Raw genomic sequence first — 20442 nt, 5'->3', positions numbered from 1 at the left:
AGAATTTCTGCCGCTCCTGATCCTGGGGCAGTACACGCATGTGGGGAAGTATGCCGTGTGGGGAAACGGGCAGTATGAGGTTGTACGGTTAATGGACCGATCAGGAGTTATGGAAAGGACCGCAGTGTGGATGCAGATACGTGTCCGGAAAGCAAGCCCACCAAAGAGTGGGACTACGAGTAGAGCCTGTTCGAGTAGCTGGGGTTAGCATGACGCACGGGAACCACACAGGCCTGACGCGGCAACGTGCCCTTCAAGTTCTGCGCGAATGTGGCTTCCACCTGTACCATGCGAAGTCCTGGAACGAGAGTCTTTTCATCCACAGCTTCAGCGCGTACGCGCTCGTCGATGGTGTGCTGCCGTTTATGCAGGTGTACTCTGAGTCGGACAAGGAACTGATGCGCTGGGCAGCGCTTCTTCATGACTACGGGAAGACTTCTGCAAACTGGCAGAAGTCTCTGCGAGGGCCACACAAGGTGACGCTTGAGGATGTGAAGTATGGGGAACTGAACGCCATTGTTGGCAGCGGAATCCAGAGGTACTCGCGGGATCTTCTCACCTCCGCTGATATTGACGACATTCTCTTCATTATTGAACACCACCACGGTTCCGGTCGGGCCGCTTCAACTCCAGCACGAAACCGGATGAAGGATGTGGTCAGCGAATGTGATCGTGCGATCTCACAGACGCGGATTTCCGAAGGCCTAATCCGAACCCTCAACGCAATCATCGATACAGTTCGCTACCGCCTGTTCACCGTTGAACTCATCGATCATCCGATGTCGGCGCTCGCCATCGGAGCCTTCGACTACATCTTCGCAGAAACCGGAAGGATCTGGCCGCTGCTCTACTCGGCAACCTCAACTCTATACCTCGCAGAGGTCGATGCCACATTGCCGTCGCTCGATGAGGCGAACGCATTTCTTAATGAGCAGCTCGGCGGCAGTAAAGGGGTCCTTCGATACGATGACGGCAACGCACGAATCTACACAGATGAGTGCAGCTTTCTGAAGCTGGCATCGGATCCAGCCAAGTTCGTCGAACAGGCCACTTCCATTGCCAACAGTTACTGTGCTCGCAAGCGCAAGGTGGCCGAGAAGAATCCTGCACAGTGGTCTGACGAACGGGAGGAGGTGTACCTCTATGGCCGTGTCTGTGGAATCACGTACAACACCATCCTGGACTTGTGTAACATCCCTGAGAAGGAACGGCACCGGGCTTGCCTTATGGCAGGTGGACGCCATGGCAGGGTTACAGTGGAGTCCCTGAAGGTCTTTGGGTTCTTGAAGCCACCAGCCACCTATGAACGGACATTGGATGAGATCCTCCAGGCTTTACAGTCCTCCGTGCAAAAAATGTTAGGGGCGTCCCGATCGGATAATCCCGGCGCTGACGCCCGATCGCTTCGGTATGATGTGCGGACTCTTCTCGTACCCGACACCGCCACATACCCACTGCAGTCCCCGTTAGACCCTAAGGCGGACGCGCTTGCTGATTACGAGCGATACAAGAGGAAGGAACCGCTGGACGTGTGCCCCGCGTGCCATCAGTTTGCACAGGGAAACGTGACCGCAGCGGCGTTCCCGCAGAACTCACCGCTGGGAGGAACCGTGGAGGTCTTTTACACGACCCATATGCGCTTGATCAAAAAGGAGGGTATGGCAAGGCGCGGTGTATCCTTCTGCGATTGGTGTGCGAAATGGTGGGATCTCATTTCAGTGGACGCCGAAGGCAAGCGCCACCTGTATCACGTGTGCGTAATGCCGCATCACCTTTTCGCACGACTTGACTGGGGGGAAATTCTTCAACCTGATTCAGGAAGTCCTCTCGTCGAACTTGGTGCGCCGGGCACGATATTGGGAAGTGGAGTGTACCCTCACATAGCCGTGCTCTCCTTAAAAGGACGCGACCGGGAAACGCTGCTGCAAGAGCTGACGGCTGATCCCAACCGGGGGGAAGAGCAGATTCTGGATCGGCTCTATCGCTACGGGCTCAAGGGTGCAGTGATAGTCACGACACCCACCAACTCTCGAAGTCTCCTCACGTGTGGAAGCATCAGCGTTGGCACTGAAGCATGGCCTATTCTCAGGCGAGCATTGCGGCTCCTAAGCTCCAAGCGGCCATACACGAGCACGATCAGAGTCCTGCAGCAGAGCCCTTACGCGTTCGGAACTCTCCTTGCGGACGGTTCAATTCGCGTTACGCGGGAATCAAAACCGGAGGTTGAGCGAATGGTACAAGAAATTGCGGAAAAGACGGGGCTTACGTTCCTGGCCGACATCTGGATAAGCGGGAGAGATCGCGAAGATGGTGCGGGCAAGGTCATCCGTGGAATGAACGAAACCCTGCGGCGACTGAAGGGTAAAGAGGACGATGCAAGCCTCGTTGATGCAATGGTGGCAAAAGGACTGCATCTTGCCATCTCGACACGAGATGGCAAATGGCGGTCGCGTGAGAACCAGCCAAAAGAGGAGGCGGCGTTGAAGAAGGCAGCGGAAAAACTGCTGCGGTACAAAGACCAGACATACCGCCGCACAGAGGTTGTCCGCGCAATGATCTATACACTTGCCTATTTCAGCAAGCCAGAGACCAACCCGCAAACACCGAATGCAGAAGTGGCCCAGACCATACGTGCGGACGCTAGTCAGCAAGGAGGGGGACAATGAAAAAGTATCAGGTGGTTGTTCTCAGAAGCCTGAAAGGGTTTGGGCAATTCGTGACGGAGTCGCGTGACGAGACGAACACGTATGAGTTTGGGGATGATGACGAGCGGCCAATCATCTTCGGCGAGAAACTTAAGGCAGTCGAACGCCGAACGATCATGCGCAAGGTGCGAGAGGTCCTGAGTGTCCGCTGCTGGCTAACCACGGCGAAAAAGGGCGGAGATGCAGGAATCTCTGGCCTGTGTATGTCTTGTCCGGCATGCGCCTTGTTTGGTGGAACCTATGCCCCAAAGAAAGGTGGCGGTAGCGGCCAGAAGAACGCCATCGAAATGCGTCGAGCTTTTTACACCGCAGCCTTTCCGTTCGTGGGCGGCGGCATTCGAGACGTCACATCCAACGCCGTGGATGAACGAACCGGTCAGACGGGCACATCGCTCTTTACTAATCAGATCATCGAACCGCGTGACTTTATCGATGTCGTGACGGTAGAGGCGAACGACGACAAATGGGTGAAGCTTCTGATTTGGGGGATCGAGCATAGCGACCGGTACGGTGCAAACACGAGGATCTATGGCGAGGTGCACAATTCGATTTTGGGAGTAGTCGAAGATACACGCCTGCGCATCGCGGCGATTGACTTAGCCCGTCTCAAATCTAAAGACAAGATTCAAGATCACATCAGGGAAAATGGTCTAACCTTGACCACCATCACCTGCACCGACACCGAGGTAGATGAGTTGATTCGCAAACTCGCTCAATCGGCAGAGGTAAGCGAACTTGCTAGACGTAGGAACCTGGTCGATCTCTCCATCCCAGACTATTTCGAGGAGGTGTCGAGACGGTTAGCACCCGAGCTTCTGAAGAAGAAAATCAAAGATGCTAGCAACAAGGACCTGGAGTGGAAGAAGTGGGACGTAGCGACAAGACGCACACAAATCTGTGAGGAAGTGAAAACATCACAAGATCTGAAGAATGCGGCAAATACTCTCCTAAAAGCCCTGGACGGGCCGAAAAAGGAAGAGCCGCCTGATGACAAAATTGCAAGGTTCCTGAGTACGGAGTATGGGATGGCCCGGTTAATTGAGTCTGTGGTCGGTGGAGAACAGGAAGAGGACGAAGAGGCGGCCGCATGAGGCTTTTCCGCGCGAAACTGGAGGCGAAGGGATATCTTCATTTCTATGCCTCCGAGTATCTAAAGGTTACCCGCGTCTCGGACGTCCTTCACAACTGGGCGTTGATGTTCGCGGTGAATGATATCAGACCGACGCCGAGGGTCGAGCCCGATCACATTTGTGATTTGCGCGGCATGAGGTTCTATTGCACCCCTGCGATTCCGCTGATTGCCGAGCGACGCATCTACAAGCGGAACCCGGTTCCGGAAGACACTGGGGCCGGCAAGATGGGACTGATGGAAATCGAGTACTACATTCCCGGCTCTACCTTCGAGTTCTATATCCTGTCTCGAGACGATTTTGAGCCACCAGAGATCATCCACTTCGGCAAGAAGCGAACCCCCTGTGCGCTGTTGCCGCCAGATCCATCCGTCGCTTGGAAGGCCGCTGAGATTCCGTTTCGGTCGCATGGCCGGATCCTGGTGCGGCCGGGTCACGTGGTGAACCCAATCGACTACGAGGAGATATCGTCGGTGACCTATGCGCGGAAGGTACCAATGAAACCATCACCGCTCTACTACCTTTCCGGCATCTTCTCGAAAGTCCTGGTGGCTGACCGCATGAAAGTTGTTGTTCCGAACATTGAGGAAGCGCATCAGTGGAACTAGCTGCGGAGCGACTGCCGGTTTTTCGTGACAAACGGCTCTTGCGTCCTATCTATGCGCACCAACACTTCCTTCTGCATGAGGCAGGCTTCCAAAAGCTGAAGGTACATGTCCCAACCGCCGGTGGCAAGACTCTCGGCGCCGTACTCTTTGCTCTTCGAGACACGTTCGAACGACCAGACACACTGGTCAGAACGATCCTGACTTACCCAACGAATCTGTTGTCGCGCGATCAGTTCGAGCGTTCCGTTGTTCGCGCCTTGGTCGAGTGGGTCGGCGCAAAGTGCGTCGCGGTGGGAGCGATTGATCCCATTCAGCGGTGCTTCGTTCGTGATACAGCGAGCTTCGAGCAAGTGGTGAGGCGAGGAGCCCCGACGTATGTCTTCAAGCTTCCCCAGCATCTTCGCGGGCGAGACCTCTACGTGACGGTGCTTACTGGCGAAGGTCTGCAGCACTTGTTCTCAGAGGAGAACATTGTTGAGCTTGGGCGCCGGAAGGGAACCTTTCTTCTCGCGGTCCTGGACGTCCTCAATCAGCGCGACCACATCATTCTTTGCTCGCCAGACCTCCTGGGCTATGTCGCGCAACGCTGTTACTCCGTCACAGGAAACTTCTACAACACTCGTTGGCGAGACGAACTCGAACTAAAGCTCGCTGAGCACCAAGTCGTAATTGACGAGTACCATTTCTACGATCCGTACACCTATCTGAACTTGTCAGGAGCGCTGGAGAAGCTGGGGACGGTGAGATGGCTCTGCCTGTCAGCGACTGGCAGATCCGATTATTTCTCCGACGCAGATACTTTCGATCCAGGCGGATCCACGGCAGCATCGCCGGCAGAGGAGAGGATCGCCTCGCATCCAATTGAGCTGTACCTACACCGTGACGATATTCGGATTGTCGACAGGTCGCCGCAGCATCGCGTGATTTACTTTTATCATTCGGTGATTGCCGTCCACGAAACGGCGGAGGCACTTCGATCAGCGGGGACACGACTGATTGAATGGACTGGAATCCAGAAGACACACAACGACGAAGCACGGCTAGTTGTCGCGACGTCCGCTGCCGAAGTTGGTCTTGACCTACCATTCCGAGAGGTCCACACCGAGTTCTGGGGGAATAACTGGGAGGTTTCTTCCATCATTCAGCGTATCGGTAGAGTTGGGCGCTCTGACGAAGCCGGGAGATCGCAGGCCCATATCTGGATCACTGGCCGAGAGCCCGGGCTCCTCTTTTCACTACTCAACAACAAATCTACACTGACGAAGGGAGAATTCGGTGAACTCCTGCTAAAGACGTTCGGTGAGCTAGCTTTTCGGCCTGAAGACTACGTCAGCTACTACCTCTGGGACGAGGACAAGGTGCGAGCGCTGCGCCGCTTCTGGCAGGTTCCTCCAGAGGTCCGAAAGTTACGCTTTCATTTCCGTCCGCCGAACTCGCAAGCTGTGTTCAATTGGCACGGCACCCGGTTTGCCTACGACTGGGTTCCCATTGCCAATCGTTACCAGTTGGAGTCTGTTGCGGATCTGACCGACCTGCCGTTCTGGCATGAAATGGGTTACTCAGAGTGGCGAGTGGCTGCTCCGCTAGAGAAACGCGAGTACCATCAACGATACGAGGGCAAGAAAGACAAAGAGCATCGACGATGCTTCTGGGAGTCAGGTAATAGATGAAGTGAGAAGAAGGCGAATTCAACCCGCCTCGCCTTCTCCGGCGCGGCCCGCCTGCCCGAGCGCGGGCAGGCGCTGCTGCTCTTGGAACTCTGGCGGCGGCTGAATTCGTGTCGAGCGGAATAAGATGACGGACCGGTATACTTCGGCGATAATGCGTACCAGGCTCTGTGGCAGGGAAGGGAGAACAGGTCATGAAGACCTATAAGGGAATTGTGAAAGGCAACACGATCGTGCTTGACGAGAGGCCGGATCTTCCCGATGAATGCCCGGCCCTCGTGGAGATCAAACCGCTTGATCAGGCCGCGAAAGACCAGGAGATCGCAAGGCGTCAGAAGGACTTGATGAGGCACGCTCCGCGGGTTGGGAAACTGCTCTATAAGAAGCGGGAAGAGCTCTATGAACGGTGAACCCTCCCTCATTGATACCAATGTGCTGGTCCACGCCTACTCCGTTATTGATCAACGGAAGCATGAACAGGCGTCATCCTGGTTAACACGGATTTGGGAGGGTGAGAGAGCAGCTACAACCTTACAGAACCTCTCTGAGTTCTTCTTTGTCGTGACGCGCAAGGTCGTTAAACCGCTCGCACTGGATCAGGCAGAAGCCGTTGTGTCTGGAATCCTTACCGGATCGCAGTGGCACGTGCTCGACCGCAATGCCGACACGCTGTTAAAAGCCATTGAACTGGTGACGCTCCACCGAGCTTCTATCTGGGATGCCCTGATCGCAGCCTGCATGCTTGAGCATGGGGTCAGCACTATCGTGACTGAGAACGAACGTGATTTTCGGAGAATCCCAGGGCTTACTGTGATCAATCCCTTTAAGCCGTCATCGAAACGCTGAGAGAGGCATAAAGGCCTGGGCCAATCACTTGATGCCAACTCCAAACGAGGCGACTGTTTTATGAGCGCCCAGTCTGCAGAACCCGATCTCCTCACCCGCATTCATCCCGAAGTCTCAGCGCCTCAGCGTATTCGCGAACTGCCGCCTGCCCAAATCAATCTCTTCACCGGCGAGCCGGAAGCGGTGGTCGTGCCGATCGAAACCGAGCCGCCGGACGGTGAGGAACGCGTGATCGACGAGGGCATCCGGATGGTGAAGACCGGCGACACATCCCAGGTGGTGCTCTCCGGCTTCGGCATGTTTCTCTCGAAAAAGAGCGAGCGGTTGCTGGTCCGTCAGAACAAGACGGTCATCTATGAATTCCCCTTCTTCCGGTTGAGCGAGGTGGTCGTGGCGTCGCGCGGCGTGACGCTTTCGTCCGATGTCGTCGAAGAGCTGTGTCAGCGCGGTATTCGGCTGAGCTTCCTCACGCACGGAGGCAAGCCCTATGCGATGCTGTCCTCCCCTATGCTCACTGCCACGGTGATCTCGCGACGGGAGCAGTTGGCCGCGATGGGAGACACGCGTGGCATAGAATTCGCCAAGCTGATTGTGGCCGGAAAGTTGACCAATCAAGAGCGGCTGCTCCGCTATTTCGGCAAGTATTTGAAGCAAGCTGACCCGCCCCGGTTTGAACACGTGGACCGAGTCGCAGATCAGATCGCGGACCTTCATCCAGCCATTGAGCGAATCGTGGGCGCGCATCTTGACGATGTGCGAGATTCATTAATGGGCTACGAGGGAACAGCAGGACGTCTCTACTGGGATGGTGTGAAGGAGATCATCGGCCAGCGCGCTGAGTTCATGGGACGCGAGCATCGCGGCGCGACGGACGTGGTGAACAGCTTGCTGAACTACGGCTACGGGATTCTCTATTCTCAAATCTGGGGCGCTGTACTCAATGCAGGCCTTGAGCCGTTTGCCGGCTTCCTGCATGTCGATCGTCCAGGCAAACCGTCGTTGGTGCTGGATCTCGTTGAAGAATTCCGCCAGCCGGTCGTGGACCGCACCGTGATCGCGCACATCAATCTCGGCGAGGCCGTCACCCTTAAGGCCGGGATGTTGGACGAAGAGACCCGCTCGCGCTATGCGGCCAAAATCCTGGAACGGCTGGAATCCACCGAGACAGTGAAGGGCAAGAAATATCAGATCAAATCTATTATCCAGATGCAGGCACGGAGCCTGTGTACGTTCTTGCGTCGAGAAGGCAGATATAGCCCGTTCACCTTTAAGTGGTAGCGGTATCGGTGTCTGTTGAGGAAGTCACCACCTACGTCTTGTATGACATTCCGGACGATGGTGTTCGCACAAAGATTGCCGATGTCTGTAAGGATTATGGCCTCGAGCGTATCCAATTCAGCGCGTTTTGCGGTTCGCTGACGCGTAACAAACGGGAAGAACTCTTCCTTCGGCTGGGTGACGTGTTGAGCAAGCGGCCGGGCAAGATCCTTCTTCAGCCGGTCTGCGAAAAAGATATCCGGCAAGGCCTACATGTCGACAATGAAGATGCCGACACCGAACGTGACGCACCCCAAGCTGATGCTCCGGGTGAACGATCTGAAGCAGTTTGACTACTGCCCGCGCGTCGTCTATTACCAATACGTCATGCCGGTCGAGCGGAAGGCAACGTTCAAGATGGAGCATGGCAAGTCGGCTGAGGAACGGCTGGATGAATTGGAGCGGCGGCGAGGGGTACGTCGGTACGGGCTGCCGGATGGCCGGCGTCACTTTCACGTATGGCTGACTTCTGACATCCTTGGACTGTCCGGCAAGCTGGATTTGCTGATCGAATCGTCAACCGGCCGGTATCCGGTCGATTTCAAGGAGACGACAGGTCCCGCACGATCAAATCATTTCTTGCAGCTGTGCGGGTACGCCTTGCTTGTCGAGGAAGCATATGCGGGTCCGGTCTCGCGTGGATTCATTTACTTGATTCCCGGCGATCGCGTTGAACCAGTTGACTTGACCGGCGAACTCAGGTCAGAAATATTCGCGGCGCTGGATGGTATTCGAGAAATGATCCTGTCGCAGCGCGTGCCGGCGGCGACCGAGGTTCGAGCCCGCTGCACAGACTGCGAGTATCGCAACTTTTGTGGGGATGTGTTTTGAGCGCTCTGACCGCGATTCGCTACCAGTCACCCGCTTTCCGCGCTGGCGAGTGGTGCGGGGATCGCAAACCACCCAGGGTTTGTGGCAAGAATGAGGTTTTCGAGGAATTGGCTTCAGGGGCTGTTAAATTGGCTAGGTTTATTGAGCCCTTCGTGAGCGGTTGAAGCACCCTTCCCTATGAAGAGGGAACTGAAAGCGACAAAGCTAATCGGTGTGCGCGTGGTGCAGGTGGTTGAAGCACCCTTCCCTATGAAGAGGGAACTGAAAGGCGGCGATCGGACGGATGAGACGATCCGCGCAAACCGTTGAAGCACCCTTCCCTATGAAGAGGGAACTGAAAGTAGGACGGCGGGAACGTGCCGCTGGCATGCTCAGTCGTTGAAGCACCCTTCCCTATGAAGAGGGAACTGAAAGTGGGAAAGAAGGGTGGGAAGGCACGAGCCGCTAAGCTGTTGAAGCACCCTTCCCTATGAAGAGGGAACTGAAAGGAAGAGGATTCGATGATTAAGACCGGGGTGGATTTGCGTTGAAGCACCCTTCCCTATGAAGAGGGAACTGAAAGCGTTGTCGAAGCCGCTCTATGCCGCCTCCGAAATCGAGTTGAAGCACCCTTCCCTATGAAGAGGGAACTGAAAGTGATTGGTCCCTATTTTCAAACGAATGCCAATAGCCGTTGAAGCACCCTTCCCTATGAAGAGGGAACTGAAAGCGGGGCAATATGGGTGGCTGATGCGTGACGGGGTGTTGTTGAAGCACCCTTCCCTATGAAGAGGGAACTGAAAGTGCCCGTGATCGGCACCGCCGTCAGGGGATTGCGACGGTTGAAGCACCCTTCCCTATGAAGAGGGAACTGAAAGGTTGCACGGCTATGCCACGTCCTGGGCTCAGGTCCCGTTGAAGCACCCTTCCCTATGAAGAGGGAACTGAAAGTCGCAATGCCCTCAGTGAGGAGCAAGCGATCGCCCGTTGAAGCACCCTTCCCTATGAAGAGGGAACTGAAAGAGTGGCTGACCACCTTTCGAGCCGAGATCGTCAATCGTTGAAGCACCCTTCCCTATGAAGAGGGAACTGAAAGCTCGAAGCCGTCCTCGTTCGAGCCATTGAAGACGGTTGAAGCACCCTTCCCTATGAAGAGGGAACTGAAAGAGCGTGTGCGGCACGGTCGCCCAATCATTCATGATATTGTTGAAGCACCCTTCCCTATGAAGAGGGAACTGAAAGCCGATGCGGCCTGCGCCTTCATGCGCTGCACCTCTGTTGAAGCACCCTTCCCTATGAAGAGGGAACTGAAAGAGGCGAAAGCGGCGAACGTGCAGGATCGCGCGCCGGTTGAAGCACCCTTCCCTATGAAGAGGGAACTGAAAGAGTGTTGCGCCGGTGAGTTCCGTCACATCGCCGTTGGTTGAAGCACCCTTCCCTATGAAGAGGGAACTGAAAGTGCAAAACTGCGTCACGATCGTCTCGCGTTGCGTGGTTGAAGCACCCTTCCCTATGAAGAGGGAACTGAAAGATAGTCCAGGACCCTGGACGCGCGAGGTGTTCCCGGTTGAAGCACCCTTCCCTATGAAGAGGGAACTGAAAGTCGCCTCATTGGCGGAAACCATCTTCCGCTATTTCAGTTGAAGCACCCTTCCCTATGAAGAGGGAACTGAAAGGAGTTGGGCTTTCAGTCGGGAGTCGCGGACCTTTTGTTGAAGCACCCTTCCCTATGAAGAGGGAACTGAAAGCCACCATCTCGTTCGTATCGAGCCGGACCACGCGCAGTTGAAGCACCCTTCCCTATGAAGAGGGAACTGAAAGAGAACCATTGTTCCGTTGGCGAGAGGACCGGTCGCTGTTGAAGCACCCTTCCCTATGAAGAGGGAACTGAAAGGACGCCGGGGCGTTCACACCAGATCCGCATGGAGGTTGAAGCACCCTTCCCTATGAAGAGGGAACTGAAAGAGCTTCTGACCCACAAGCACCGCCTCGTAACTCCGGTTGAAGCACCCTTCCCTATGAAGAGGGAACTGAAAGTTTCGTCTCACACCATCAACGGGCAAACGGCGGACGGTTGAAGCACCCTTCCCTATGAAGAGGGAACTGAAAGTGCAATAGACCCCGGCCCCGGCGATTTGCTGCGCCAGTTGAAGCACCCTTCCCTATGAAGAGGGAACTGAAAGCGAACAAGTATTGATCCATACGCTTAGCCTCTCCTGTTGAAGCACCCTTCCCTATGAAGAGGGAACTGAAAGGAATACGGTCAGCTCGTTAGAAGCCACGGTCATGCGTTGAAGCACCCTTCCCTATGAAGAGGGAACTGAAAGCGAATCAAAAATCCGCGCACGACGCGGAGGTCAAATGTTGAAGCACCCTTCCCTATGAAGAGGGAACTGAAAGTGCAAAGCTGCGTCACGATCGTTTCACGTTGCGTGGTTGAAGCACCCTTCCCTATGAAGAGGGAACTGAAAGACTGGTCGCCTTGCTGCCGTCAAGCAGGGTCCGCGGTTGAAGCACCCTTCCCTATGAAGAGGGAACTGAAAGACAGACAAAGATCACGCCGCCTCCGCTCTGGTGTTTGTTGAAGCACCCTTCCCTATGAAGAGGGAACTGAAAGGAAGAGTCCTCCCGACAGGCTCGACAGCTTCGGCAGTTGAAGCACCCTTCCCTATGAAGAGGGAACTGAAAGACGCATTCACACTTGCCGTGTTGGTCCCGTCCCAGAGTTGAAGCACCCTTCCCTATGAAGAGGGAACTGAAAGGACAGATCAAAGCTGGACAGCGCCCCGCCCGCTGCGTTGAAGCACCCTTCCCTATGAAGAGGGAACTGAAAGGAATGGATTGAAAGTCCCACACGGGCGGCATCGTCGTTGAAGCACCCTTCCCTATGAAGAGGGAACTGAAAGAAGATGGACGGCACGCCATTGACCACGGCAATGGGTTGAAGCACCCTTCCCTATGAAGAGGGAACTGAAAGAATGGATCAAGGACGACCTCGCCTGGCCGGGTATGGAGGGTTGAAGCACCCTTCCCTATGAAGAGGGAACTGAAAGGCGTAATCGCGCCGCCCTGCCAGAGCTGCATGAGCTGAAGGTTGAAGCACCCTTCCCTATGAAGAGGGAACTGAAAGGTCCATCGTGATGTGAGTTCAAATTTCATCGTCCCTCGTTGAAGCACCCTTCCCTATGAAGAGGGAACTGAAAGATGGAGGCGGGACACCCGTGTTCGAGCCGATCGAGACGTTGAAGCACCCTTCCCTATGAAGAGGGAACTGAAAGATAAATGGACGGCACGCCATTGACCACGGCGATCGATGTTGAAGCACCCTTCCCTATGAAGAGGGAACTGAAAGTGCAGCAAGTGAAGGACTCGACGGCAGCGGTCAACCCGTTGAAGCACCCTTCCCTATGAAGAGGGAACTGAAAGTGACAGTGCTCGAGCATTCCATCGTCCGGCGCTGCAGCGTTGAAGCACCCTTCCCTATGAAGAGGGAACTGAAAGTCACGGCGGGAACCGTATAGCGTGCTCGGGCAGTGTAGTTGAAGCACCCTTCCCTATGAAGAGGGAACTGAAAGATTAATCAAGACGGGGAAGTGATGCCGATTCTCTGGATGTTGAAGCACCCTTCCCTATGAAGAGGGAACTGAAAGGCCGAAACGTCGCCCGCGCCGCCTGAATCCCCTCCTGCGTTGAAGCACCCTTCCCTATGAAGAGGGAACTGAAAGAATGGGCCCCTTGTCCCAGACGACCATTTGCTTGAAGTTGAAGCACCCTTCCCTATGAAGAGGGAACTGAAAGCGCATCATGCGGCAACCAGTGCGTCGCATACCGGACGGTTGAAGCACCCTTCCCTATGAAGAGGGAACTGAAAGGCTACAAGCTCTATCATACGCCGGTCGATGAGATTGTTGAAGCACCCTTCCCTATGAAGAGGGAACTGAAAGCACGCATATATACACACAGGCTGATGCCACGGCTAGCGTTGAAGCACCCTTCCCTATGAAGAGGGAACTGAAAGCATCCGCTATCATCAAGCCGCCGCATTTCACGCATCGGTTGAAGCACCCTTCCCTATGAAGAGGGAACTGAAAGCGGGGTCACCCTCAATGTCGTCGCCTGGCCTGAAATCAGTTGAAGCACCCTTCCCTATGAAGAGGGAACTGAAAGCTCACGGCGGGAACCGTATAGCGTGCTCGGGCAGTGGTTGAAGCACCCTTCCCTATGAAGAGGGAACTGAAAGCTACACGCTGCTACCGCGTCAACAATCAGGACGGCTGTTGAAGCACCCTTCCCTATGAAGAGGGAACTGAAAGCGCAAATTCCCGGCTTGCGCCAGTTTGCGACGCTGGTTGAAGCACCCTTCCCTATGAAGAGGGAACTGAAAGGTTCAGCACGGCGAGCGCGGCGTGAAAGCCAGACCGTTGAAGCACCCTTCCCTATGAAGAGGGAACTGAAAGTGCAAACGACGCAAGGGTGAGCTGACCCCGATTTCATGGACACCGAGTTAAGGTAGACGCCTCGCCTCAAACTGCATGGGACTGACATAGCCCAGCGTCTGATGGAGGCGCCGTCGGTTGTAGAACACCTCGATGAATTCAAACACGGCCGCTTGCGCGTCTTCACGGGTATGAAACCGCTGCTCATGCACCAGTTCATTCTTGAGCGTGCTGAAGAAGCTTTCGACCACTGCGTTATCGAAACAGTTGCCCTTGCGACTCATGCTGGCGATCACGCCACGCTGAGCCAACAGGCGTTGGTAGGCCACACTGGTATAGAGCGCCCCCTGATCGGAGTGATGAATGAGCCCGGGTGGCGGACACCGCTGTGCCAGCGCCATGTGCATCGCCTGGAGCGCGACGTGCTGATCGGGCTTGGCACTCATCGCCCAACCGATCACTCGCCGAGAATACAGATCTAAGATCACGGCGAGATATAGCCAGCCGGCGCGGGTCGCGATCGCGGTGAGATCGCCCGCCCAAATGCGATTGCTGGCCGGGGCCACAAAGACCTGCCGGAGTCGGTTCGGCGCGGGCGGGGCAAACTCATGCCGTTCGATCGTCATGCGAAAGCGCCGAATGCGTTGCGCCAGAAGACCGTGTTGCCGCCGCAAGCGCGCCACGCGATGTCGGCCACACCGCACGCCGGCCAGCCGCAACGCCCGCCATACCTTCACAGCACCGTAGCGCGCCTTCGTCTGTCGATGGAGTTCTTGGATCTGCTCGAGCAAACGCGCGTTGGCCGTCGCCCGCGCACTGGCGGGGCGCTGGCGCCAGGCATAGTAGCCGCTTCGGCTGACGCCCAGCGTGCGACACAACCCGGTGAGCCGGTATTCCGTGCGATGCGCCTGAATGAAGCGATATCTCATGGCGACTCCCGCGCAAAGAACATCGCGGCTTTTTTTAAAATGTCGCGCTCCTCACGCAGCCGGGCATTCTCGCGTCGCAAGCGCGTGAGTTCATCGGCGCTGTGCGCGCGGCCGCCTTTGCCAGGGAACGCCGCCTCCCCAAAGTTCTCAATCTCGTGCTGCCATTTATAGAGGTGATTGCGTCGCAGGTCCAATTCTCGCGCGACGGCTGCTGCCGGTCGTCCCGATGACTTCCACAGTCGGACGGCCTCCAGCTTGAACTCTTTCGTGTATTGCTGTCGCTTCCCCATCGGACACCTCCCGGAACCTATTGTCCCCTTTTTGAGGTGTCCACGAAAGTGGGGCTAGCTCAAGGGTGCGTCGTGCAGTACGCGGTTGAAGCACCCTTCCCTATGAAGAGGGAACTGAAAGGAAGATGTGGCCGAACGGGGCGACGTTGCCGACGATGTTGAAGCACCCTTCCCTATGAAGAGGGAACTGAAAGTTGAAGAATGGTGGCGGGCAGAAACGAAACGTTTGAGTTGAAGCACCCTTCCCTATGAAGAGGGAACTGAAAGTACGTGAAGCTGTCCGCACCGTTTCAGACGAGTCCGTGTTGAAGCACCCTTCCCTATGAAGAGGGAACTGAAAGGCTGGGCTTCACGGAGCTGACGGACATTCCCGACGGTTGAAGCACCCTTCCCTATGAAGAGGGAACTGAAAGTGGAGCGCGCCTCCCTCGCCCCGCAGGGCCCGACGGTTGAAGCACCCTTCCCTATGAAGAGGGAACTGAAAGCGTGACGATTTTCGCGGCGTCCTCGACGACCCAGATCGTTGAAGCACCCTTCCCTATGAAGAGGGAACTGAAAGTTGCACAAGACAAACTGAATCAAGTGGGGGCAGGAGTTGAAGCACCCTTCCCTATGAAGAGGGAACTGAAAGCAGTATGGTGGTCGTTCGGGAGCATCGGGAAAGGCCGGTTGAAGCACCCTTCCCTATGAAGAGGGAACTGAAAGTCAGGGGATTGCGACGAGGCGCAGGCGGACCCAAGGGTTGAAGCACCCTTCCCTATGAAGAGGGAACTGAAAGTGGAGCGCGCCTCCCTCGCCCCGCAGGGCCCGACGGTTGAAGCACCCTTCCCTATGAAGAGGGAACTGAAAGCGTGACGATTTTCGCGGCGTCCTCGACGACCCAGATCGTTGAAGCACCCTTCCCTATGAAGAGGGAACTGAAAGCGCGCAGGTCGGCCCCGCGCAGGTCGGCCTCGCCCAGTTGAAGCACCCTTCCCTATGAAGAGGGAACTGAAAGTGCGGAAGCGGCGTACAGAGCACTGCCTCATCCCCAGTTGAAGCACCCTTCCCTATGAAGAGGGAACTGAAAGGACGGCCTCATCGTGCTCGATTATGTCGCCATCCGCGTTGAAGCACCCTTCCCTATGAAGAGGGAACTGAAAGTAATCGTTTCATCGCATTCGCCTTCCTGACATCGATCTGTTGAAGCACCCTTCCCTATGAAGAGGGAACTGAAAGGCGCGACCCGAGCGGCCTGCGCCTCCAGCGCGGCCCGTTGAAGCACCCTTCCCTATGAAGAGGGAACTGAAAGGTTCATGGCTTGACTCCATGCGTCCACTTGATCGTCGGTTGAAGCACCCTTCCCTATGAAGAGGGAACTGAAAGCCGACCTGGCAAGCGATCTCGTGTCCGCGCTCGCCGAGCGTTGAAGCACCCTTCCCTATGAAGAGGGAACTGAAAGCGTGGAATAGCGAAATACGAAGGCTGGTGCCGACCGTTCGATTTGGTCCCCCGGCGCGGCTTTGCCGGTTCCCGCACAGCGCGTTCGATCGTCGCGACCCTATTCAGTCGACAAGGGTTGTGCAGAATCGGGCAAGAATCTGATCTCGGATCAATAGCAGTCCGTATGAACCACTCCACCGACCATTCTACTTGTGCAGGAGATGGGTGGAGACAACGGCGCGACCGGCATCCCCAGACCAGGCTGAACCGGTTTTACCACTACGGGGAGCTTAGAAACCGACAGGGACACCGACGGTTGAACCTGTCCGCCTTCCGCACCTAGGCCCACGAGGGAGAATTCGTGTTCATGCGGACGCTGTTGCTCAATTGCGCGAGCCTGCTCTCTCGTTTCAATACGCGCTACGGCTCGCTTGGCACGAACTGCCGGCTGCTCCCCCGCAAACTCGTCAGGATGACCGAGCCGAACGAGTTCCGCCTCGATCCCATCGAGACAGCGGCGAGCTGTCGCCGGATACGGTGCCCGCTGACAGGCTGCGGTTCTGATCCCTCTCAGCCATGCTTCATGCTCGGTCCTGGTCCACAGGCGGCGGAGTTCATCGGCTCCCTTCGCTCGGGCCAGTTCGATACGGAAATGGTCATCACGCGTCAAATGATCTCCGCGGAGCCTGGCTAACGTACCGTCGAGCGCGAGCACACATCCCTTCCGGCTCTCAGGTCCCGGCAGCCGAGTGCAGGTTTCCATCATAGGGCCGCGGAGCCATGTTCGTGTGACCGCCACATCCTGCACATTGCGTTCTGCGGGAGTAGGCGAGCCCCCTGCACACCCAGTGATCGCAGCAAACCCGAGGACAATGCCGATGCCTCGTCTCATGCTGTTCCCTCCTTGAATGGTGACAGGATCAGGCGCGAGCGCGCCTATCTTACGCCTGACTTCCAGGGATTGCGAGCTACAATTCACCGAAGTCGTGGGTTTAGAGTGACTGTTTCGGGAGGCGCTGTAGGACATGCGCGGCGATGGCGACTGTGGAGGCGACATTGAGCGACTCCATGCGCCGGCTCAACGGAATGGTCACGCGGCGGATGGCGAGCGTCTTCGTTTCCTCGGAGAGCCCCTGTCCTTCGCTGCCGACGGCCAGAATCACGCGCGGCGGCACATGCTCGATCTTATCCAATTCCACCGCGTCCGGCCCGCCGACTTCGGCGGCAAACAGACAACAGCCCCGGCGCACCAACGGCGACACCGAGCCGGTGACGAACACCGGCAGGCAAAGCAGCCCCCCGCTCGTCGCCCGAACGACCTTGGGATGGTATCGATCCGCCGAGTCTGGCGTCAGCCACAGGGCGCTCACACCGAGAGCCGCGGCGGTTCGAATGATCGTGCCGACGTTCAGCGGATCCTGAATCCCTTCCGCATAGATACCGAACAGCGTCGGACGGTCGAGTACCTCTGCCTCGTTCCATTCGGGCCGGATGGCGATCGCAAGAATGCCCTGGGTGGTGTCGAGGTCGGACACTCCGGCAAAAACGCGTTCGGGACAGGTATAAGAAGGGCATGCGGCGGCGGCGCGAAGCCGGCGGTCGCGCGGTTGTTCCCGTTCGCGATAGCCGGGCGTCGTCACGACGGAACGGACGAGCGACGGATGATGGGCGAGGAGATCCCGCACCGCTTTGGCGCCTTCGATCACGAAGGCGCCGTCGGCTTCCCGAACATGTTTATCCCGGATGAGATCTCGAATGTGCGCGGTCTGCGCGCGGGTCAGTGGAGAGTCGGCGTGGGACACCCGATGTCGCCGTAGGGGCGGCGCTCAGCGGCGCTTCCGCCCCGAGGCTGCCTCTGCCGCACGGATGCGCTGCGCGCGGGCTTTGGCCCGCTTCAAGGCGGTCAGCTTGCCGCGCGTGCGGTCGTCTTCATGCTGCAGCTGTTCGAGTTGCGACTTGAGGTGAGCCTTTTCCTGACGATGGAGGGTCGCGCACTCTTCCTTCGACAATTGGATCCAATCTCCGCCGGTTCTGGCTCTCTTGATTCGCTGTTCTAACGATTCGCGAAGCTGCTTGGACCTCATAGACAGCAGGGATTTCAACGCTTGACGTCGGCGCTGAACCTCTTCTTCTTCGGCCATGATTCCTCGGATATCTGTTCCCAACATGGCTTCCTCCTCACCGCAACGAAATGGATGACGTGCCCGTCATTGTACCTGATTTGGAGGCTCATCTGCCACTGCTGGATGGCCCGAAACGCCCTGAAATCCCGGCCTCTACCTCGGAAATGGCCTAGTCCGCGCGGTTGCGGGAACCGGTCCGTTTGAGTATGATTCCGCCATGGCGGTCGGCGCATATATTCAGGCCTGGAGAGCATCCCGTGGCCACTCGCTCGAAGCCCTGGCCGCCGAAGCTCAAATCGACGCCTATGCCCTTGAAAAGATTGAGTCCGACGAGGTCGACCCCGGCATCTCAACTCTGGAAGCCCTGGCGGGAGCGCTCAAGATTCCGGTGGCTTGGCTCTTTACTCACCCCACCGGCTTCCAACAGCTCTTTGCGGACGACGGTGGTGCAGAGGTTCCTCCCGGTCCGGACCCGGTGACTGAACGGATTCTCTCAGGCTCCCGCATGGATCGGTCGCTCTTTATCCTCCTGACGACCCTCATCCAAAGCGCGGAACCGAAGCTGCTCCGAGCCGCCGAGATGAGCCTACGGAGCCTGGTCAAACAGTCGAAGCAGGCTACGGTTCCCTGGCAGAACAGGCCGTCGGGGCACTTCGAGCCCCCCAGCGACTAGATAGGGCGCTGAAACGGGCCTTCAGCTTCGTTCTCGCCACACTCGGAGGCTCGACATACCCAACAACGTATGCCTCGCCTCTTCGTTTGCTGCGGCCTTGCTGAAGAACCCGTTTGAGCGCCCTCTGGTTCCGAGAGATCCGAGTTCTTGAGTCTTGGATTTCAACCCCAACCCCCTTACGCTCTCTACAGTACTTGCATGATGCAGCACTTCAGGTAGCGGGTCTCGGGCATCGAGGCAAGAATCGGATGGTCGTCCGCTTGTCCCTTCTGCGCCAGCAACCGCACCTCACGGCCGGCATCTCTGGCCGCCCCACGGATGGCCTGCCAGAAGTCCTGCTCCGACACATGGTGCGAACAGGAGCTCGAGACCAGAAACCCCTCCGGTTTCGTCAATCGCAGACCCAGAAGATTGACATCCTTGTAGCCGGCCAGCGCACGAGCCACCGCCTGCCGGCTTCTCGCAAACGCGGGTGGGTCCAGCAGCACCACATCGTAGCGGCGACCCGACCGTTCCAGCCGGCGCATTTCCTCAAAGGCGTCGGCTTGGCGGTACGTGCACCGGTCCTCGACCTGGTTCAGAGCTGCATGACGTCGCGCGGAGGCGAGCGCCTCCTCTCCGACGTCGACTCCCTCCACGGAGACGGCGCCGGCCAGCGCCGCATGGATGCCGAAGGCGCCGGTATGACAGAACACCTCCAGGACATCGGCCTTCGGCGCGAACATGGCCGCGTCAAGGCGATTTTGCCGTTGATCGCAGAACCATCCGGTCTTCTGGCCGCGGCCAAAATCCACGACGAATCGAGCCTGCCCTTCATGCACCTCGACCGTCGTGGCTCCGCTGCCCTTGAGAAATCCGGTCTCTACAGGTAATCCTTCGAGCGCCCGGCTCTTGGCATCGTTCCGCAGGAAGACGCGCGCGGCTCCGCTCTCTTCGCACAACAGCTCGGCCAACCGTTCCTTGCGCCGATCCATGCCGGCCGAGAGCGTTTGGAGCACCAGCACGTCTCCGTAGCGATCGGCGATCAGTCCCGGCAAGAAATCCGCTTCGCCATAGATGAGCCGATAGGCATCCGTACCGGATACGAGGCGTTTCCGCAGCCGGACGGCTCTCGCAATCCGTGCTCGCCAGAACGCCTCATCGACCGGTTCATCCTGGAAGGTGAGAATCCGTACGCGGATTTTCGAGGCGGGATTGTAGAGTCCTCTCGCGTAGAATCGGCCGTCCGGCCGCACCACGTCGACGAGATCGCCCGCCGCGACTTCGCCGCTGGCCGGTTGGACAAAACCGGCATAAATCCAATAGTGGCCTGGCTCCGATTGGTCGCGTCGCCGTGCGAGCACGAGTTTCGCCGCGGACGGTTCGCCTGAGATCGTCATGGGGTACTTATCCGACGGCGCGAGCGCCGCGTCAAGCCCTTGAGAGCCGACGTTCAGCTTGACGATTGCTTGGCGCTGTGGTTTCCTGCAGCCAGACGCGCCGATTA

At 57.1% G+C, this 20442-nt stretch carries 17 protein-coding genes and 2 CRISPR repeat arrays; of the genes, 10 read left to right on the top strand and 7 right to left on the bottom strand.

Features of this window, described 5'->3' with window-relative positions; all coding sequences use genetic code 11:
* The first annotated feature begins 209 nt into the window (after positions 1-209).
* Genes P0111_07140 through P0111_07130 form a run of 3 tightly spaced genes read left to right on the top strand, consistent with a single transcriptional unit; the run spans position 210 to position 4443 of the window.
* Positions 210-2666 carry an HD domain-containing protein gene (locus P0111_07140; protein MDF0643791.1) on the top strand — a complete coding sequence of 819 codons (2457 nt, stop codon included), beginning with the start codon at positions 210-212 and terminating at the stop codon, positions 2664-2666.
* Positions 2663-3796, top strand: a complete 1134-nt coding sequence (gene cas7d, locus P0111_07135) for a type I-D CRISPR-associated protein Cas7/Csc2 (protein ID MDF0643790.1) — start codon at positions 2663-2665, stop codon at positions 3794-3796. Before P0111_07140 ends, cas7d begins: the two co-directional genes overlap by 4 nt.
* Positions 3793-4443, top strand: a complete 651-nt coding sequence (locus tag P0111_07130; protein MDF0643789.1) for a hypothetical protein — start codon at positions 3793-3795, stop codon at positions 4441-4443. Before cas7d ends, P0111_07130 begins: the two co-directional genes overlap by 4 nt.
* On the opposite strand, the gene P0111_07125 is transcribed toward P0111_07130, so the two are convergent.
* On the bottom strand, positions 4440-4841 hold the full coding sequence (locus P0111_07125) for a hypothetical protein (GenBank protein ID MDF0643788.1): 402 nt from the start codon (positions 4839-4841) through the stop codon (positions 4440-4442). The genes P0111_07130 and P0111_07125 overlap by 4 nt on opposite strands.
* Positions 4842-4862: 21 nt before the next feature.
* Between P0111_07125 and P0111_07120 the strand changes: the two genes are divergently transcribed.
* From P0111_07120 to cas4, 6 genes are all read left to right on the top strand, one after another.
* The gene (locus P0111_07120; protein MDF0643787.1) at positions 4863-6113 is read left to right on the top strand and encodes a helicase-related protein; all 1251 of its coding nucleotides are present in this window, start codon (positions 4863-4865) and stop codon (positions 6111-6113) included.
* Between the two features lie 191 nt (positions 6114-6304).
* Entirely contained in the window at positions 6305-6520 is a 216-nt protein-coding gene (locus P0111_07115; protein MDF0643786.1) for a hypothetical protein, read from the top strand.
* Positions 6510-6956 (top strand): PIN domain-containing protein, encoded by a 447-nt coding sequence (locus tag P0111_07110; GenBank protein ID MDF0643785.1) that lies wholly within the window; start codon positions 6510-6512, stop codon positions 6954-6956. Before P0111_07115 ends, P0111_07110 begins: the two co-directional genes overlap by 11 nt.
* A gap of 60 nt (positions 6957-7016) precedes the next feature.
* Positions 7017-8234, top strand: coding sequence for a CRISPR-associated endonuclease Cas1 (gene cas1 / locus P0111_07105; GenBank protein ID MDF0643784.1), 1218 nt, complete (start codon positions 7017-7019; stop codon positions 8232-8234).
* Positions 8235-8242: 8 nt separating this feature from the next.
* On the top strand, positions 8243-8566 hold the full coding sequence (gene cas2, locus P0111_07100; GenBank protein ID MDF0643783.1) for a CRISPR-associated endonuclease Cas2: 324 nt from the start codon (positions 8243-8245) through the stop codon (positions 8564-8566).
* Positions 8502-9104 carry a CRISPR-associated protein Cas4 gene (cas4, locus tag P0111_07095; GenBank protein MDF0643782.1) on the top strand — a complete coding sequence of 201 codons (603 nt, stop codon included), beginning with the start codon at positions 8502-8504 and terminating at the stop codon, positions 9102-9104. The genes cas2 and cas4 overlap by 65 nt, the downstream gene beginning before the upstream one ends.
* A 159-nt stretch (positions 9105-9263) precedes the next feature.
* A CRISPR array of direct repeats spans positions 9264-13540; the repeat unit is 37 nt; unit sequence GTTGAAGCACCCTTCCCTATGAAGAGGGAACTGAAAG.
* Between the two features lie 47 nt (positions 13541-13587).
* Here cas4 and P0111_07090 read toward each other — a convergent pair.
* The 5 genes from P0111_07090 to P0111_07070 form a co-directional block, all read right to left on the bottom strand.
* Entirely contained in the window at positions 13588-14448 is an 861-nt protein-coding gene (locus tag P0111_07090; GenBank protein MDF0643781.1) for an IS3 family transposase, read from the bottom strand.
* A complete protein-coding gene (locus P0111_07085) occupies positions 14445-14738 on the bottom strand; it encodes a transposase (GenBank protein ID MDF0643780.1) in 294 nt (97 codons plus the stop codon). The genes P0111_07090 and P0111_07085 overlap by 4 nt, the downstream gene beginning before the upstream one ends.
* 84 nt (positions 14739-14822) lie before the next feature.
* Positions 14823-16179: a CRISPR direct-repeat array (repeat unit 37 nt; unit sequence GTTGAAGCACCCTTCCCTATGAAGAGGGAACTGAAAG).
* Positions 16180-16329: 150 nt separating this feature from the next.
* A complete protein-coding gene (locus P0111_07080; protein MDF0643779.1) occupies positions 16330-17052 on the bottom strand; it encodes a hypothetical protein in 723 nt (240 codons plus the stop codon).
* 100 nt (positions 17053-17152) lie between these two features.
* Entirely contained in the window at positions 17153-17962 is an 810-nt protein-coding gene (locus P0111_07075) for an RNA methyltransferase (protein ID MDF0643778.1), read from the bottom strand.
* Between the two features lie 24 nt (positions 17963-17986).
* Positions 17987-18328, bottom strand: a complete 342-nt coding sequence (locus tag P0111_07070; protein MDF0643777.1) for a hypothetical protein — start codon at positions 18326-18328, stop codon at positions 17987-17989.
* A gap of 172 nt (positions 18329-18500) precedes the next feature.
* On the opposite strand from P0111_07070, the gene P0111_07065 reads away from it, so the two are divergent.
* Positions 18501-18956, top strand: a complete 456-nt coding sequence (locus tag P0111_07065) for a helix-turn-helix domain-containing protein (GenBank protein MDF0643776.1) — start codon at positions 18501-18503, stop codon at positions 18954-18956.
* A gap of 185 nt (positions 18957-19141) precedes the next feature.
* Here P0111_07065 and P0111_07060 read toward each other — a convergent pair whose 3' ends face one another.
* On the bottom strand, positions 19142-20335 hold the full coding sequence (locus P0111_07060) for a class I SAM-dependent rRNA methyltransferase (protein ID MDF0643775.1): 1194 nt from the start codon (positions 20333-20335) through the stop codon (positions 19142-19144).
* Positions 20336-20442 lie beyond the last annotated feature (107 nt).

The organism is Nitrospira sp., from assembly GCA_029194535.1.
In the GTDB taxonomy this organism is placed as follows: Bacteria; Nitrospirota; Nitrospiria; order Nitrospirales; family Nitrospiraceae; genus Nitrospira_C.
The sequence above is the reverse complement of the archived record's forward strand: the minus strand, read 5'-3'. Positions and strand labels throughout refer to the sequence as shown.